Origin of the sequence: Marinobacter sp. KM021 (assembly GCF_050707965.1) — a bacterium.
Classification (GTDB): Bacteria; Pseudomonadota; Gammaproteobacteria; order Pseudomonadales; family Oleiphilaceae; genus Marinobacter; species Marinobacter shengliensis.
Map to the genome: position 1 here is coordinate 2,198,616 of NZ_CP136129.1, position 16,303 is coordinate 2,214,918.

At 57.8% G+C, this 16,303-nt stretch carries 13 protein-coding genes; 10 read left to right on the top strand and 3 right to left on the bottom strand.

Annotation, left to right across the window (positions count from 1 at the left end):
• Nucleotides 1–175: 175 nt before the first annotated feature.
• From miaB to lnt, 5 genes are all read left to right on the top strand, one after another.
• Complete coding sequence (miaB, locus tag RVM24_RS10335) at nt 176–1,522, top strand: tRNA (N6-isopentenyl adenosine(37)-C2)-methylthiotransferase MiaB (RefSeq protein ID WP_431475372.1); 1,347 nt, start codon at nt 176–178, stop codon at nt 1,520–1,522.
• Between the two features lie 459 nt (nt 1,523–1,981).
• Nucleotides 1,982–2,968: a PhoH family protein gene (locus RVM24_RS10340; RefSeq protein WP_106695003.1), complete on the top strand. Its 987-nt coding sequence runs from the start codon at nt 1,982–1,984 to the stop codon at nt 2,966–2,968.
• A complete protein-coding gene (gene ybeY / locus RVM24_RS10345) occupies nt 2,965–3,438 on the top strand; it encodes an rRNA maturation RNase YbeY (protein ID WP_061331553.1) in 474 nt (157 codons plus the stop codon). Before RVM24_RS10340 ends, ybeY begins: the two co-directional genes overlap by 4 nt.
• Nucleotides 3,435–4,280: an HlyC/CorC family transporter gene (locus tag RVM24_RS10350; protein WP_106695002.1), complete on the top strand. Its 846-nt coding sequence runs from the start codon at nt 3,435–3,437 to the stop codon at nt 4,278–4,280. The genes ybeY and RVM24_RS10350 overlap by 4 nt, the downstream gene beginning before the upstream one ends.
• 19 nt (nt 4,281–4,299) lie before the next feature.
• Complete coding sequence (lnt, locus tag RVM24_RS10355) at nt 4,300–5,826, top strand: apolipoprotein N-acyltransferase (protein ID WP_431475401.1); 1,527 nt, start codon at nt 4,300–4,302, stop codon at nt 5,824–5,826.
• On the opposite strand, the gene RVM24_RS10360 is transcribed toward lnt, so the two are convergent.
• Nucleotides 5,816–6,361: a zinc ribbon-containing protein gene (locus RVM24_RS10360; RefSeq protein ID WP_061331555.1), complete on the bottom strand. Its 546-nt coding sequence runs from the start codon at nt 6,359–6,361 to the stop codon at nt 5,816–5,818. The two genes, lnt and RVM24_RS10360, sit on opposite strands and share 11 nt — an antisense overlap.
• Before the next feature lie 478 nt (nt 6,362–6,839).
• Between RVM24_RS10360 and leuS the strand changes: the two genes are divergently transcribed.
• The 5 genes from leuS (at nt 6,840) to RVM24_RS10385 (ending at nt 12,218) form a co-directional block, all read left to right on the top strand.
• The gene (leuS, locus tag RVM24_RS10365; protein WP_286920507.1) at nt 6,840–9,425 is read left to right on the top strand and encodes a leucine--tRNA ligase; all 2,586 of its coding nucleotides are present in this window, start codon (nt 6,840–6,842) and stop codon (nt 9,423–9,425) included.
• A 1-nt stretch (nt 9,426) separates the two neighbouring features.
• Nucleotides 9,427–10,005, top strand: a complete 579-nt coding sequence (gene lptE / locus RVM24_RS10370; protein ID WP_286920506.1) for an LPS assembly lipoprotein LptE — start codon at nt 9,427–9,429, stop codon at nt 10,003–10,005.
• Nucleotides 10,002–11,015, top strand: a complete 1,014-nt coding sequence (gene holA, locus RVM24_RS10375; protein WP_286251009.1) for a DNA polymerase III subunit delta — start codon at nt 10,002–10,004, stop codon at nt 11,013–11,015. Before lptE ends, holA begins: the two co-directional genes overlap by 4 nt.
• A 113-nt stretch (nt 11,016–11,128) precedes the next feature.
• On the top strand, nt 11,129–11,392 hold the full coding sequence (locus tag RVM24_RS10380; protein WP_061331558.1) for a hypothetical protein: 264 nt from the start codon (nt 11,129–11,131) through the stop codon (nt 11,390–11,392).
• A 190-nt stretch (nt 11,393–11,582) separates the two neighbouring features.
• Nucleotides 11,583–12,218: an endonuclease gene (locus RVM24_RS10385; protein WP_106694998.1), complete on the top strand. Its 636-nt coding sequence runs from the start codon at nt 11,583–11,585 to the stop codon at nt 12,216–12,218.
• 270 nt (nt 12,219–12,488) lie between these two features.
• On the opposite strand, the gene RVM24_RS10390 is transcribed toward RVM24_RS10385, so the two are convergent.
• The gene (locus RVM24_RS10390; protein WP_106694997.1) at nt 12,489–14,279 is read right to left on the bottom strand and encodes an acyl-CoA dehydrogenase C-terminal domain-containing protein; all 1,791 of its coding nucleotides are present in this window, start codon (nt 14,277–14,279) and stop codon (nt 12,489–12,491) included.
• Between the two features lie 220 nt (nt 14,280–14,499).
• Nucleotides 14,500–16,299 carry an acyl-CoA dehydrogenase C-terminal domain-containing protein gene (locus tag RVM24_RS10395; protein WP_061331647.1) on the bottom strand — a complete coding sequence of 600 codons (1,800 nt, stop codon included), beginning with the start codon at nt 16,297–16,299 and terminating at the stop codon, nt 14,500–14,502.
• Between the last annotated feature and the right edge of the window lie 4 nt (nt 16,300–16,303).

Below are 16,303 nucleotides of genomic sequence, written 5' to 3' on the forward strand. Positions count from 1 at the left end.
TGGAAAGCCACTGCCACAACCCTTCTTTCACCCGAACAAAAAGGGCGAAGATGATAACACAGCAAAACCCGAGACAACGGTGGTTGATGTTTAAGCACCCCGTTATAATGTGCAATCCATTTTTGTCAGCGCCCCACACCACCCCGGCGCCAATACACCAAATTACGTGAGACCCATGGCCAAGAAGCTGTTCATCAAAACCCACGGCTGCCAAATGAACGAGTACGACTCTGCCCGCATGGCAGACCTGCTCAAAACCGGCGAAGCGGTTGAAATGACCGACAACCCGGATGACGCCGACATCCTGCTGCTGAACACCTGCTCCATTCGCGAAAAAGCCCAGGAGAAAGTGTTCCACCAGCTCGGCCGCTGGAAACGTCTCAAAAGCAAAAAACCCGATATGATCATCGGCGTCGGCGGCTGCGTAGCCAGCCAGGAAGGCCAGGCCATCCTCGACCGGGCCCCTTACGTAGACATGGTCTTCGGCCCGCAAACCCTGCACCGCCTGCCAGACATGATCACCGAAGTGCGCACCAAGGGTAACGGCGTAGGCGTGGTCGACGTCAGCTTCCCGGAAATCGAGAAGTTCGACAACCTGCCCGAGCCCGGCGCCGACGGCCCCTCTGCGTTTGTCTCCATCATGGAAGGCTGCAGCAAGTACTGCACCTTCTGCGTGGTGCCCTACACCCGCGGCGAAGAAGTCAGCCGCCCGGTGGACGATGTCATCGCCGAAGTGGCCCATCTGGCCGCCCAGGGCGTTCGGGAAGTGAACCTGCTGGGCCAGAACGTCAACGCCTACCGCGGCGACACCCACGACGGCGACCAGATGGACCTGGCAGAACTGATCGAAGTGATCGCCACCATCGACGGCATCGACCGCATCCGCTACACCACCTCCCATCCGGTGGAGTTCAGCGATGCCCTGATCGAAGTCTACGAGCGGGTACCGGAGCTGGTCAGCCACCTGCACCTGCCAGTCCAAAGCGGCTCCGACCGCATCCTCGCGGCCATGAAGCGCGGCCATACAGCGCTGGAGTACAAATCCAAACTCCGCCGCCTGCGCAAGATCCGCCCGGACATCAGCTTCTCCTCCGACTTCATCATCGGCTTCCCGGGTGAAACCGATAAGGATTTTGAGGACACCATGAAACTGATCAACGACATCGGCTTCGACATGTCCTTCAGCTTCATCTACAGCGCCCGTCCGGGTACGCCGGCCTCAGACCTGCCGGACGATACGCCGATGGAGGTGAAGAAACAGCGCCTGAGCATTCTGCAGGATCGACTGAATCAGAACGTCATGGATATCAGCCGCAAGATGGTGGGCTCTACCCAGCGGATACTGGTGACCGGCCTGTCCAAGAAAGACCCTGGCGAGTACGCTGGCCGCACCGAGAACAACCGCATCGTTAACTTCCGCCACGAGAATCCTGAGGTGGTTGGGCATTTCATCGACGTGGAAATCGTCGAGGCCTACGCCAACTCACTTCGCGGTGTGCCTGTTGGTTCTGAGTTTTACTGAGCTTTGGCTCCCATGGTTTCTGGTTTTGGGGGCTTGGTGACAGGGTGAGGGTGCCTCCCAAAAAACGCCCCGCAAGTACGTCCGTGTAGGGCTTCGTCGCGCCTTCCCTGGCGCTCCAGATTTTTGGGAGGCACCCTCACCCTGTCACCGGCAGACTTCACAACGGCATGCCAGACAAATGACGAGCCAGAGCCCGACACCGACCAGTGATTCCGGGATTGCCTTATCCGAACCACTTGTTTTTCGCCCTTTCGGCCTGCACATTGTTTAAACAGGTACAGGGCGGGCAGGGCCGTCAAAAAATCTGGAGCGCCAGGGAAGGCGCGACGAAGCCCTACAGGGATGTATTCACGGGCGTTTTTTTGACGGCCCTGCCCGCCCTGTACCGATAACGTTGCAGCCTGAACAGCCTACTCCCCAACAGCAGAAACCCTGGGAGTAAAACGAAACGGAGCAAGATTGAACACTCACGACACCAGACAATTTGACCTGCACCCGGTGAACCAGCGTCGGCTGGCGACCCTGTGTGGCCAGTTTGACGAACACCTGAAGATGATTGAAAAGCGCCTGCAGGTAAAAGTCGGCCGGCGTGGACACCACTTCCGGGTGGAAGGTCACACCGAAAACGTCGCCGCCGCCACCGAAGTTATCCGGCACCTGTACCGGGAAACCGAAGCCAGCGAAGATATTCCACCGGATACCGTGCACCTGTTTATCCGCGAAACCGGCCTGGAGCGCCTGCCGGATGACGTGCCCTACGACGAAGGCCAGATAACGGTTATCAAAACCCCGAAGCTGACCGCCAAACCCCGTGGTCAGAATCAGCAAAAGTATGTGCATAACATCCGCACCCACGATATCAATTTCGGCATTGGGCCGGCAGGTACCGGCAAGACCTGGCTGGCCGTGGCCTGTGCGGTAGAGGCACTGAAAGACGAACAGGTGAAACGCATCCTGCTGGTACGCCCGGCGGTGGAAGCCGGCGAGAAACTGGGCTTTCTGCCCGGCGACCTGGCCCAGAAAGTGGACCCTTACCTTCGGCCTCTTTACGACGCGCTCTATGAAATGCTCGGCTTTGACCAGGTAACCCGACTGATCGAGAAAAGCGTGATCGAGATTGCACCACTGGCGTTCATGCGTGGCCGTACCCTGAATAACTCGTTCATCATTCTGGACGAGAGCCAGAACACTACCCGGGAGCAGATGAAAATGTTCCTCACCCGGATTGGCTTTGGCTCCACGGCGGTGATTACCGGCGACACCACCCAGGTGGACCTGCCGCGCGGGCAGAACTCCGGGCTGATTCATGCCGCCAGCGTGCTCAGCAAGGTCCCCGGTATTGGCTTTACCCGCTTTGAATCAAAAGATGTGGTTCGCCATCCGCTGGTTCAGCGCATTGTGGAAGCCTACGACTCGTTCGGTGACGGGGGCTCAACCAACCCATGAGCAAACTGACCGTGGATTTCCAGGTAGCTTATGAAAGCACCGGTGTACCCGACGAAACACAGTTCCAGGTCTGGGCTGAAAAGGCATGGCTGGGCGAGGATCCGTCTGAAGTGACGATCCGTATTGTTGGTAACGAGGAAAGTCAGGACCTGAATCACCAGTACCGGGGCAAGGACAAGCCCACCAATGTTTTGTCCTTCCCATTTGAAGCACCACCGGGTATAACGGTGCCATTGGCCGGAGATCTGGTGATTTGCGCGCCGGTTGTTGAAAAGGAAGCGCAGGAACAGCATAAAGAACCTGTCGCCCACTGGGCCCATATGGTGGTGCACGGTATGTTGCACCTCCAGGGCTACGATCATATTGAAGATAACGAAGCCGAGGCCATGGAAGCCCTCGAAGTCCGGCTGCTTGCGCAGCTTGGATTTGCTAACCCTTATGAAGCAGAGGAAACGGAACCAGACTCATGAGCGACGATCAGTCGAGTCGCAGCCAGGGCGGCAAGTCCTGGCTGGAGCGTATATCACAGGCCTTCTCCAGCGGGCCTGAGTCCGTTGAGGACGTGCTGGAGATACTTCGGGACGCAGAGTCCCAGGAAATTATTGACGTCGATTCCATGAGCATCATCGAAGGTGCCATGCAGGTCATCGACATGCGGGTGGATGAGATCATGATCCCCCGTTCCCAGATGATCACCGTCAAAGCCTCCCAGGATCCGAAAGAATTCCTGCCGGAAATCATGTCATCCGCCCACAGCCGTTTCCCGGTCATCGGCGAAAGCCAGGACGACGTGATCGGTGTGCTGCTGGCAAAAGACCTCCTCCCGCTGGCAATCAACAACGAACTGAACTGGACCAGTATCCGGGAGATCCTCCGGCCACCAACATTTGTTCCCGAAAGCAAGCGGTTGAACCAGCTGCTCAAAGAGTTCAAAGAAAACCGCAACCACATGGCGATTGTGGTGGATGAGTACGGCGGCACCGCCGGCCTGATCACCATCGAGGATGTGCTGGAGCAGATCGTCGGCGAGATCGAAGACGAACACGACTTCGACGAGGAAACTCACATCAAGGCCCGGGGCGACGGTACCTACGCCGTGAAAGCCGTCACACCGATCGAAGACTTCAACGAATTTTTCGAAACCATGATGGACGAGGAAGAGTTCGACACCATTGGCGGCCTGGTTCTCAAAGAGTTTGGTCACCTGCCCAGACGGGGAGAAACGGTTGAATTCGGCGGCTTGCAGTTTACTATTGCCAACGCCGATAACCGAGTCATCCGTTTGTTGCAGGTAACGCGAAGTGAATCATGAACCTGGCCTTGGTCGCCCTCTGAATCTGCGGTTTACTGACCACCCCTGGTTTGGCCCGGCAATCCTACTGATTGCCGGCGCACTCCAGACCCTCACCTTTTCACCTTTTCATTTGTGGTGGCTTGGCCCCCTCTCGGTTTTTCTGATTGTCCTGGTAACACTCCACCAGGCCTCGGAAAAACTGTTTCGCGCCGGATGGTTTATCGGCCTTGGCCTGTTCGGTTCGGGCGCAAGCTGGATTTACATCAGCATCAGCGAGCACGGGAACACCTCAGTGCCAGTGGCTGTCCTGCTGATGGTCCTGTTTATAGCAGGGCTGGCGCTGTTCCACGGCCTTGCCTTCTGGTTCTGGGGCAAACTGGCCAAAGAAAGCATGATCCGGCGCCTGCTCCTGTTTCCGGCCATCTGGGTTCTGGGAGACTGGCTACGGGGCTGGTTACTTACAGGCTTTCCCTGGCTATACCTCGGCACTGCCCATACGGACGGACCACTTGGCGGTCTGGCCCCCCTCACAGGCGTACATGGCATCACCTTCTGGATCGCAGTCACGGGTGCGTCTGCCTATGCCATCTGGTGGCTTGTTCTGTCCGGGCACCGCAAATCAGCAGCGGCCACCGCAGTACTCACTCTGCTGCCCTGGTTCCTCGCGCCGGCCATGAAACAAGCCGACTGGACTGACCTGAGCGAACAGCCGGTCACCTTTGCCGCCATGCAAGGCAACATTCCCCAACAGATCAAATGGGACCCGGATTTCCTGCGGGACCAGATTGTGGCGTACCTGGGTATGACCGAGGCCCACTGGCAGCGCGACCTTATTTTATGGCCGGAAACCGCGATACCGATCCCCCAGGACCAGGCAGGCAAGGTGCTTGATCACATCCACGAAGAGCTCGGCGATGAGAGTACGCTGATCACCGGCATTCCCTGGTACGGCTACAGCGATCGTATCGACGACTTCACCTTCCACAACAGCATCATGGCCATTGGCAACGGTGAAGGCATCTACCACAAGCAGAAGCTGGTGCCATTTGGCGAATACGTGCCGTTGCAGGGCATCCTGCGAGGACTGATCGGCTTTTTCGACCTGCCCATGAGCAGTTTCACCCCAGGGCCCAAATACCAGTCTCCACTGGTGGCCAACGGCATCAACATCATGCCGTACATCTGCTACGAAGTAGCCTATCCGGACTTTGTCGCCTTCAATGCCCGTAACTCCGGCTTGCTGCTCACCATCAGCAACGATGGCTGGTTCGGTGATTCCATTGGCCCGTTGCAACACCTTCAACTGGCCCGTATGCGCGCCCTGGAAACCGGCCGCTATATGCTCAGGGGCACGAATAACGGCGTTACCGCGATCATCAACGAAAAGGGCGAGATCACCGAAAGGATTCCGCAGTTCCAACGGGCAGTACTGACCGGTGAGGTCTTCCCCGCCACCGGCAGCACGCCCTACATGCAGACCGGTTCATGGCCAGTGCTGACCCTGGCGGTGATCCTGATCGTGTTTGTAAGGGAGCGGGTGATCCCGAAAAACCCTACTCCTTAGGCGGCCAGCGGCTGGTTACCCGCTCGAAGTAATGGGAACCGCAAGCCTCGCAAGGGTGCAGGTGGCTGGTTTTGGTCAGGCACACCATGTGGTTGCAATTCATGCACCGGAACATACCGGCGGTGGCCACTTCGCCCGAGATATAGTGGCTTATGTCCTGGTTCTCCAGTTTCTGTTTGAGTTCCAGGGTGTCCACCAGGGTTTTGTCGGCCACCGAGAGCAGTCGATCCGCCAGGGTGTGCTCCAGTAACGAGATATCCAGCTGCAACCATTCTTTCAGCCCCTCACCGGTTTCCTCGACAAAGTTCAGCAGGTGCTCCAGGTCCCGCTCGAGGTAGGCGCCGAGCAGGTCGGCTTCCTCACGGGTCATTTCCTCCAGTTCGTATTCAAACTCAACCGCTTTCTGAACTTCTTCCTCCAGGGTCTGAAGTGAGGTTTCCTGAAGCTCATGCAAACGGGTTTGTACCCGTTCAAGCATTCTGTCGTAAGCCTCAAGGGCCTTGCCTGAAAGATGGTTACGTTCTGGTTCTGTCATAGTCTTCCCGCCTGTTTTCCAGTTTTGGTGCAAGGGTCAGGATGTGGTACCTCTTTCCGGGACACGCTGTAAATACGTCCCTGTACGCTTGACTGCAGCATCCATGCTGCAGACAGTCCCGGAAAGAGGTACCACACCCTGCCCCCCGGACATTCTCCCTGCCTTTAGCGAATCGCAGTGGAGCAAGCACTTCTCTCCAAGAGTACACTTCGCAGGTTTGGGGTGCTGCCGGGGATGGCTTCCCGGGACTGTGCGCAGCATGGATGCTGCGCTCAAGCCCCCAGGGATGGGTTTACGGCGTGTCCCGGGAAGCCATCCCCGGCAGCAACCTGCACCAAACCCACGAACAACCTCCTATACGGGAAGTCTGGCACAAGTCTGCGAAATTGGCAGGCTACCTGTTAAGCCTTGGGTGCGTTAGAATGTTCGGCCCTTTCGAACCTCATTTTCACACAGGGTACTTTTGGTAATGGCAGGAATGGACGAACAATACAACCCACGTGATGTAGAGCAGACCGCCCGCGACTTCTGGGAAACCAACGAAACCTTCAAAGTGAAGGAAGAGCCCGGCAAGCCCAAGTACTACTGCCTGTCCATGTTCCCCTACCCCAGCGGCAAACTGCACATGGGCCACGTTCGCAACTACACCATCGGCGACGTGATTTCCCGCTACCAGCGCATGCAAGGCAAAAACGTCATGCAACCCATGGGCTGGGACGCCTTCGGCCTGCCCGCCGAGAACGCCGCCATTGCCAACAAATCCGCCCCCGCCAAGTGGACCCGGGCGAACATCGAATACATGAAGAAACAGCTCAAGCAACTGGGCTTTGGTTACGACTGGGGCCGCGAGCTGGCCACCTGCGATCCCGAATACTACCGCTGGGAACAGTGGTTCTTTGCCCGTCTTTACGAAAAAGGCCTGGTGTACAAGAAAATGTCCACCGTAAATTGGGACCCCGTCGACCAGACGGTTCTGGCTAACGAGCAGGTGGTGGATGGCCGCGGCTGGCGCTCCGGCGCCCTGGTTGAGCAGAAGAAGATTCCCCAGTGGTTTATCCGCATTACCGATTACGCCGAGGAACTGCTGAACGACCTGGACCAGCTGGAAGACTGGCCCGAGCAGGTCAAGACCATGCAGCGGAACTGGATCGGCAAATCTGTAGGTACTGAGCTGACCTTCCCGCTGAAAGACCGGGAAGACGGCCTGACCGTTTACACAACCCGTCCGGATACCCTGATGGGCGTCAGTTACATGGCGGTGGCAGCAGAACACCCGCTGGCCAAGGCTGCGGCTGAACGGCACAGGGATGTCGCTGAGTTTGTCGAGCAGTGCCGCAACAGCAAGGTGGCGGAAGCAGAACTGGCCACCATGGAAAAGAAGGGCATCGACACCGGGTTCAAGGCCATTCATCCGCTGACCCAGGAAGAGGTGCCTGTGTGGGTCGCCAACTTCGTGCTGATGGACTACGGCACGGGCGCACTGATGGCCGTTCCCGGCCATGATGATCGTGACCACGAGTTTGCCCTGAAGTACAAGCTGGCGATCAAACAAGTGATTGCGCCCAATGACAGCCGCGATATCGATGTACAGGAAAATGCCTTTACCGAGAAAGGTGTGCTTGTATCGTCCGGCAAATACAGTGGACTGACCAGCGAGGAAGCCTTCGACGAGATCGCGAAATACCTTGAAGACAACGGTATCGGCAAGCGCACCGTGAACTACCGCCTGCGTGACTGGGGTGTGTCGCGTCAACGGTACTGGGGCGCGCCCATTCCGATGATGACGCTGGAAGACGGCACGGAGATGCCGGTGCCGGATGACCAGCTACCGGTTCGCCTGCCGGAAGATGTCGAAATGGACGGCGTTCAGTCACCGATCAAGGCCGACCCGGAGTGGTGCAAAACCGAATATAACGGTCAGGCGGCCACCCTGGAGACCGATACCTTCGACACCTTCATGGAGTCGTCCTGGTATTACGCCCGCTTCTGCAGCCCGAATTACGACAAGGGCATGCTGGACCCGGCTGCGGCCAACTACTGGCTGCCGGTGGATCAGTACATCGGTGGTATCGAGCACGCCATCCTGCACCTGTTGTACGCCCGCTTCTTCCACAAACTGCTGCGGGACGTTGGCCTGGTAGACAGCTCGGAGCCGTTCAATCGCCTGCTCTGTCAGGGCATGGTGCTGGCTGAGACCTACTATCGGGAAGATGATTCCGGCAAGATTACCTGGATTGCCCCGGCCGATGTCACGGTCGAACGGGACAACAAAGGACAAGTGGTGAAGGCGGTCCACAATGAAGACGGCCAGCCAGTTCAGATCGGCGGCGTCACCAAGATGTCCAAGTCCAAGAACAACGGCATCGACCCTCAGGCCATCATTGACCAGCATGGCGCCGACACCGTTCGTCTGTTCATGATGTTTGCTGCGCCGCCAGAGCAGTCCCTCGAATGGTCTGACAGCGGCGTGGAAGGCGCACACCGCTTCCTCAAGCGGCTGTGGCGCCTGGTCAATGAGCAAACCGCTGGTGGTGAAGTACCCGCCCTTGAGGCTGGCAGCCTGAACAGCGCCCAGAAGGATCTGCGTCGCAAGACCCACGAAACCATTGCCAAGGTCAGTGACGACATCAGTCGTCGCCTTACCTTCAATACGGCGATCGCCGCTGTGATGGAACTGCTGAACGAAGTCAGCCGACTGACAGACAACGAGCCCCAGAGCCTCGCCGTTCGCCAGGAAGCACTGGAGGTGGCGGTTCTGGTGCTGTCGCCCATCGTGCCACACATCAGCCATACTCTCTGGCAGGCCCTTGGCCACTCAGAACCCGTGGTTGATGCCAGCTGGCCGGTTGCCGATGAGAGCGCCATGGTCCGCAGTGAGATTGAGGTTGTGCTGCAGGTCAACGGTAAAGTACGGGCAAAAGAAAGCGTGCCCGCAGACATCGGCAAGGCGGACCTGGAAAAACTGGCGCTGGAGAACGAAAACGTTATGCGCTTCACCGATGGCAAAACCGTGCGCAAAGTCATCGTTGTGCCCGGCAAGCTGGTTAACGTGGTGGCTAACTGATATGCCTTCGGTGCCCTTTTTTCTGAAAGCCCTCCGGCTGCCGTTACTGGCAATGCTGGCAACCGCCACGCTTGCCGGGTGCGGTTTTCAGTTACGGGGCACCTCACCGGTGCCGGCCTCCCTCCAGCCACTGGCGGTAGACTGCCCCGATTCGCTGCCCGGACGGTTCTGCCAGTCGGTGCGGGATCAACTCAGGCTGGGGGGCATTGATCTGCAGGATGCCTCATCGGCGGACTACGTGCTTCGGCTGAGAAGCTACCAGCAGGACCGCCGGGCATCCGCCATTACCGCTCAGGCCGCCGCGGCAGAGTACATACTGCGACATCAAGTCACTATGGAGTTGCTGACCGCAGACCGGATCCCGCTGATCGCGGCAACCGATCTGACCACCAGCGAGACCTATCGTTACGATGAAACCAATGTGCTGGCCAAGCAACGGGAAGAAGAAGAACTCCGGCAACAGCTCGGGGATCGACTGGCACAACAGGTACTCTTCCGGTTGGCGCCGATGAGCCAGGAGCGGATTGACGCGGCCATCGCAGAGTACGAAACAAGCCAGAACCAAGCCGATGCGCCATGAAGACCCAGCCCGGCCAGCTCCCCCAGTTGCTCAAGAAAGGTCTGGCTCCGGTCTACCTGATTTCCGGTGACGAGCCCCTGCTGGTGCAGGAATGCTGTGACCTGATTCGAAAGACGGCCCGGGACTCGGGGTATCAGGATCGCCTGACCTACCACGCCGATCATCAACTGGACTGGAATGCCGTTGCCGATGAATGCAACGCCCTGTCCCTGTTTGCCGAGAAGCGGCGTATCGAGATTCACCTGCCAACGGGCAAGCTCGGTGATGGCCGAAGGGTTCTTGAACAGGTTCTTGAGGCACCGCCTGAAGACGTTATCCTGCTACTCATCAGCGCCAAACTCGACGCCGCAGAAACCAAACGCAAGTGGTACAAGGCTCTGCAAGGCTGCGGTGTCCATGTACCGGTCTGGCCGGTTGAGCCCGATAAATTTGCCGGCTGGCTGCAACAGCGGGCCAGCGGACAAGGCCTGAGCCTTACCCGCGGGGCCCTGGGGATGCTCACGGAGCGGCTTGAGGGGAATCTTCTGGCTGCCAGCCAGGAACTGGACAGGTTGGCGTTACTGACGGCTGGCAAAACCATCGACGAAGAGACTATCGAGCAAGCGGTCCAGGACAGCGCCCGCTTCAATGGCTTTGAGTTGGTCACCGAGTTACTCGCCGGTAAAGCCGCCCATGCGGGAAAGATCATCGGAATCCTGCAGCAGGAAGGTGAAAACCCGCTGGGTTTGTTGAGTGTGCTGGTGCGAGACCTGCACATCATCATCGAACTGAAAACTGCCCTGCCCCCGGGCGACAATCCTTCGGGCTTCCTGAAAAAACGCGGGGTGTTCCAGCCCCGGCGAGCGTCGGCGATCCAACAGGCAGCCCGCCGGCTGAATATGCGCCAACTGCATCAGGCCATCAGCCTTTGCAACACCACAGACCGATCCGCCAAGGGGTTTGATGGTCTTACCCCCTGGCATCACCTCAGGGATTTGTCGGCGGTTCTTGCCGGTGCTCACCCTAACTGATCCAGGTCAATCCAGTGCGAACCTGCGCAAAACCCTGACTTTCACCCTCTTGACAGTTTTTTACATTCCGGCGCATTGTAGACTTCCCAACTCATCAGGGAAGGAGAATCGCTATGAGCCTGCAAGACGAATTCAACAAACTGTCGGAAAAAATCAAGCAGTACCGTGACGAAGCCCGTGTGCAACTGCATCTGGCCAAGGAAGATGTAAAAGATGAATGGGACGACCTTGAACAGGACTGGGATCGCTTCCGCCAGAAACTGGATCAGGTTGTCCATGATGCGGAGAATGCCAGCCATGAGGCGAGAGACACGGCTCGCCAATGGGGAGAAGATCTCAAGACCCGCTATCAGGACATCCGCAACAAAATGAAATAGATTGTTAACGCGTTAACAATTTACAACATGAACGATCCGCACAGGGGCTTCTCTATTTGAGCCTCTGTGCCATACTTCACAGAAAAGAGTGAACACTCCGTCATACTTTTGTCAGATTGTTCATTTTGCCATCAATCGCTCGTCGCGATGGCCACGGTATGCGCCGTGCAATGTGAGGTATAACGGCCCTATGAAAAAAATAACGTTAGTTCCCATCACGCTTATACTCGCCCTCTCAACCACCTTGGTCATTGGCCAGAATACCCGTTTCAGTGATCCAGAGACGGTCGTGAAAGATCAGTTCTGGGGCAATCTCTATGCAAACGGCGGAACGTCGTTTTTCTGTGACGCGCCGTTCACCAGCAAGGGGTTCGTGATGACGGATGGCTATGTCTATCCGCCGGCTGATATCCGCAGCGCGCTGAATTGCGGCACCACAAGCCAATGCAAGCAGGATAATCAATACCGTCAGATTACGTCGGATCTTCACAATATGGTGCCGGTTCGTTCGCGGGTCGAGATGCGGAGGCGGAATGCCCGCTATGAGAATCTGGGCGATGCGACGCGGGCAGATGATTGTGGTATTCGGGAGAGTGCACAATTTTTTGAGCCGCCGGAGCATGTGAAGGGGGATGTTGCCCGCACGATGGCTTACATGGTGGATACTTATGGGCTGCCTTGGCTTGGGGCGACGTCGGTGTTCCAGGAGTGGAATGAGCTGGATCCGCCGGATGATCGGGAGTTGGCGCGGCATCAGCGTATTGCCGAGATTCAGGGTAATGAGAATCCGTTTGTGGTTAATCCTGGGTTGATTAATCGCCTTTGAGGTTTTGATCTCGATTTGGGAGCAAGCACCAGTCAGGGGGTAGCTTTCCAAAACACGCTGTGAATACTTCCGTGTACGCTCTGCTTCGCCATCCCTGGCTACGCAAGGTTTTGGAAAGCTACCCCCTGACTGGCGCCCGTACTCTTGCGATCAACTAAGCAAGGTTTCGGATAGCTTCACCCTGACCAGCGCCCAAACAGTGTTCTTGGAGTCAAAAAAAGCAGGCCACGCGGGCCTGCTTTTTTGTGTCTCGGGACTTTGAAACCTGAATCAGATTTCGTTAGCCGCCAGAGCCATCATCGCATCGCTGCCACTGCGGATGCCTTCGGCCAGAGACACGGTCTTTGGCAGCAGGCGGTCGAAGTAGAAGCGGGCTGTTTTCAGCTTGCCGGTGTAGAAGCCGGAGGTATCGCCCTCGGCTTTCGGGGCGGCGGCTTTGACGGTTTTGGCCCACATGTAAGCCAGGGCGGTGTAGCCGAACATGTCGAGATAGTCGACAGCAGCGGCACCGATGGCGTTGGGGTTGTCGCCGGCTTGTTTGATGACGTGTTCGGTGACGTCAGACAAGCGCTCCAGAGAGGCTGCCAACGGCTCCAGGTAGGGCTTCAGGGCGGCATCGCCAGTGTTCTCTTCGATGAACGAGGCGACGTCCTGCACGAACAGTTCGTACAGCTTGCCCTGGCTGGCAACCACTTTACGACCCATCAGGTCCATAGCCTGGATGCCGTTGGTGCCTTCGTAGATCTGGGTGATGCGGCAGTCGCGTACCAACTGCTCCTGGCCCCATTCGCGGATGAAGCCGTGGCCACCAAAGACCTGCTGGCCGATGATGGTGGTGTCCAGGCCCCGGTCGGTCAGGAAGGCTTTGGCGACGGGAGTCAGCAGGGCAACCATGCCTTCGGCGTGTTTGCGCTGTTCGTCGTTGTCGGAGTACTTGGAGATGTCCAGCCACTGGGCTACGTAGGTGGAGAAGGCACGGCCACCCTCTACGTAGCTCTTCATGGTCAGCAGCATGCGGCGCACGTCTGGGTGTACCAGGATCGGGTCAGCGGCTTTTTCGGGCTGCTGGGCACCAGTGGGAGCGCGGCTCTGGATACGCTCGTTGGCGTATTCACGGGCGCTCTGCAGGGAGGCTTCGGCGGCGCCGATGCCCTGAATGCCAACGCCCAGGCGCTCGTAGTTCATCATGGTGAACATGGCGGCCAGGCCTTTGTTCTCTTCACCAACCAGCCAGCCTTTGGCGCCGTCGAAGTTCATCACACAGGTAGCGGAGGCCTTGATACCCATCTTTTTCTCGATGGAACCACAGCTGAACTGGTTGCGCTCGCCCAGGGAACCGTCGTCGTTCACCATGAATTTGGGCACCAGGAACAGGGAGATGCCTTTCGGGCCCTTCGGCGCGTCCGGAAGCTTGGCCAGCACCAGATGGATGATGTTCTCAGCCATGTCGTGCTCGCCCCAGGTAATGAAGATCTTGGTTCCAGTCACGTTGAAGGAGCCATCGTCGTTCGGCTCGGCCTTGGTGCGGATGATGCCGAGGTCAGTACCGGCGTGGGGCTCGGTCAGGTCCATGGCGCCGGACCATACGCCGGAGTACATGTTGGGCAGGTACTTCTCTTTCAGTTCCTGGCTGCCGTGGGCGTCCAGGGCCAGGCAGGCACCTGCGGTGAGCATCGGGGCCAGGCCGAAGGCCATGTTGGCGCCCTGCATCATTTCTTCAAACTGAGCCACCAGTGTTTTCGGCATGCCCATACCGCCGAAATCGGGGTTGCCGCCGAGGCCGTTCCAGCCACCTTCCACGATGGTCTGGTAGGCTTCTTTGAAACCTTCCGGAGTGGAAACTTCGCCTTCGTTCCACTTACAGCCCTGCTCGTCCGCTTCGCGGTTCAGGGGTGCCAACACGCCACTGGTGATCTTGCCCGCTTCCTCAAGGATCGCGTCTGCGGTGTCGGGATCTACGTTTTCTGCAATCTTGGGCAGTGATGCCCAAAGCGCTGGGGCATCAAATACTTCGTTCAGAACGAAACGCATGTCACGAAGGGGTGCCTGATAATCAGCCATGTAAAACTCTCCAGAAATTCAGTCAGTCACTTGGGGGACATGGAAAACGCCTTCTCGATGAAGGTCTGATAATCCCCCGCTCGGCTATGTGTCCGAAACAAGGTTGTTGTTCTATGGCGCGCTATTCTACCTCAAAACGCGCCCGGGACTCATGAAAAAAGCCCGCCTCCGGACGGAGAACGGGCTTTTTCAGTGCCATCAACCAGATAGCAACCCCGCCTTAGATGGCGAAGGCTTCTTCCGGCATATCCAGCAGGCTGTCAGAGCCGGCCAGCATGGTTTCTGCGTGGGTCTTGGTACGCGGCAGCAGACGCTTGAAGTAGAAGCGTGCAGACTGGACCTTGGCGTTGTAGAACATCTCTTCGGAGGTGCCGTCAGCCATCTTGTCCAATGCTACCTTGGCCATACGGGCCCACAGGTAAGCGAAGACCGCGTAACCGGAGTACATCAGGTAGTCCACCGCAGCGGCACCGACTTCTTCACGGTTCTTCATGGCGGTCATACCAACCTTCATGGTCAGATCGCCCCACTCCTTGTTGATCGCAGCCAGCGGCTCGATGAACTCTTTCAACTGCTCGTTGTCGGCGTTCTCTTTGCAGAATACGTGAACCTGCTTGGTGAACACTTTCAGAGCTTCGCCCTGAGTCATCAGAACCTTACGGCCCAGCAGATCCAGCGCCTGGATACCGGTAGTACCCTCGTAGATCATGCCGATGCGGGAGTCACGTACGTTCTGCTCCATGCCCCACTCAGTGATGAAGCCGTGGCCACCGAATACCTGCATACCCAGGTTGGCAGACTCGTAACCGATTTCGGTCAGGAACGCCTTGGCGATCGGGGTCAGGAAGCCCAGCAGCGCGTCAGCGTGCTTACGCTCTTCTTCGGTCTTGCCGCTGTGAACCACGTCCACTTGCTGGCCAGCCAGGTAGATCAGGGCGCGGGCGCCTTCAGCGACAACCTTCTGGGTCAGCAGCATGCGGCGTACGTCCGGGTGCACGATGATCGGATCCGCGATGCCGTCCGGGTTCTTCGGACCGCTCAGGGAGCGCATGGCCAGACGATCCTTGGCGTAGGCCAGGGAACCCTGGAAGCCAAGTTCAGCAGCACCCAGACCCTGGATAGCGGTACCGATACGGGCAGTGTTCATAAAGGTGAACATGCAGTTCAGGCCCTTGTTCTCAGGCCCGATCAGCCAGCCCTTGGCGCCGTCGAAGTTCATCACACAGGTAGCGTTACCATGGATACCCATCTTGTGCTCCAGGGAACCACAGGATACCGCGTTACGCTCTCCGGCAGAGCCGTCTTCGTTCGGCAGCTGCTTGGGAACGATGAACAGGGAGATGCCCTTGGTGCCTTCCGGTGCGCCCGGCAGACGTGCCAGTACGATGTGGACGATGTTCTCGGCCATGTCGTGCTCGCCGGCAGAGATAAAGATCTTGGTGCCAGTGATGCTGTAGGTGCCGTCAGCGTTCGGCTCGGCCTTGGTACGCAGGGTGCCCAGGTCAGAACCACAGTGCGGCTCGGTCAGACACATGGTGCCGGTCCACTCGCCGCTGATCAGCTTGGTCAGATACGTCTGCTTCTGCTCTTCGGTGCCGTGCTCTTCGATGGTGTTGGTGGCACCGTGGCTCAGGCCAGGATACATGCCCCAGGACCAGTTGGAAGTCCCTACCATCTCACTGACCACCAGGCCGATAGAGTGCGGCAAGCCCTGACCACCGTAGTTGGGGTCAGCCGTCATGGACGGCCAGCCGCCTTCAACATACTGCTGGTAGGCTTCTTTAAAGCCGGTCGGGGTTTTTACACCGTCTTCACTCCAGGTACAGCCTTCCTGGTCACCCACCTGGTTCAGCGGAGACAATACCTGCTCACAGAACTTTGCACCTTCCTGGATGATGGCATCGACCATATCCGGAGTTGCATCTTCGGCACCTTCCAGATTGGCGTAGTGCTGCTCGCTGTTCAGCAGCTCGTTCATTACGAATTTGATATCACGCAGGGGCGCTTTGTACTCAGGCATGGAA

Coding starts and splice junctions, on each gene's coding strand:
- RVM24_RS10390 (WP_106694997.1), bottom strand. CDS start 14,279: ATGGCTGATTATCAGGCACCCCTTCGTGACATGCGTTTCGTTCTGAAC.
- lptE (WP_286920506.1), top strand. CDS start 9,427: ATGCCTTCGGTGCCCTTTTTTCTGAAAGCCCTCCGGCTGCCGTTACTG.
- RVM24_RS10350 (WP_106695002.1), top strand. CDS start 3,435: ATGAGCGACGATCAGTCGAGTCGCAGCCAGGGCGGCAAGTCCTGGCTG.
- miaB (WP_431475372.1), top strand. CDS start 176: ATGGCCAAGAAGCTGTTCATCAAAACCCACGGCTGCCAAATGAACGAG.
- RVM24_RS10360 (WP_061331555.1), bottom strand. CDS start 6,361: ATGACAGAACCAGAACGTAACCATCTTTCAGGCAAGGCCCTTGAGGCT.
- RVM24_RS10395 (WP_061331647.1), bottom strand. CDS start 16,299: ATGCCTGAGTACAAAGCGCCCCTGCGTGATATCAAATTCGTAATGAAC.
- leuS (WP_286920507.1), top strand. CDS start 6,840: ATGGACGAACAATACAACCCACGTGATGTAGAGCAGACCGCCCGCGAC.
- ybeY (WP_061331553.1), top strand. CDS start 2,965: ATGAGCAAACTGACCGTGGATTTCCAGGTAGCTTATGAAAGCACCGGT.
- RVM24_RS10380 (WP_061331558.1), top strand. CDS start 11,129: ATGAGCCTGCAAGACGAATTCAACAAACTGTCGGAAAAAATCAAGCAG.
- RVM24_RS10385 (WP_106694998.1), top strand. CDS start 11,583: ATGAAAAAAATAACGTTAGTTCCCATCACGCTTATACTCGCCCTCTCA.
- holA (WP_286251009.1), top strand. CDS start 10,002: ATGAAGACCCAGCCCGGCCAGCTCCCCCAGTTGCTCAAGAAAGGTCTG.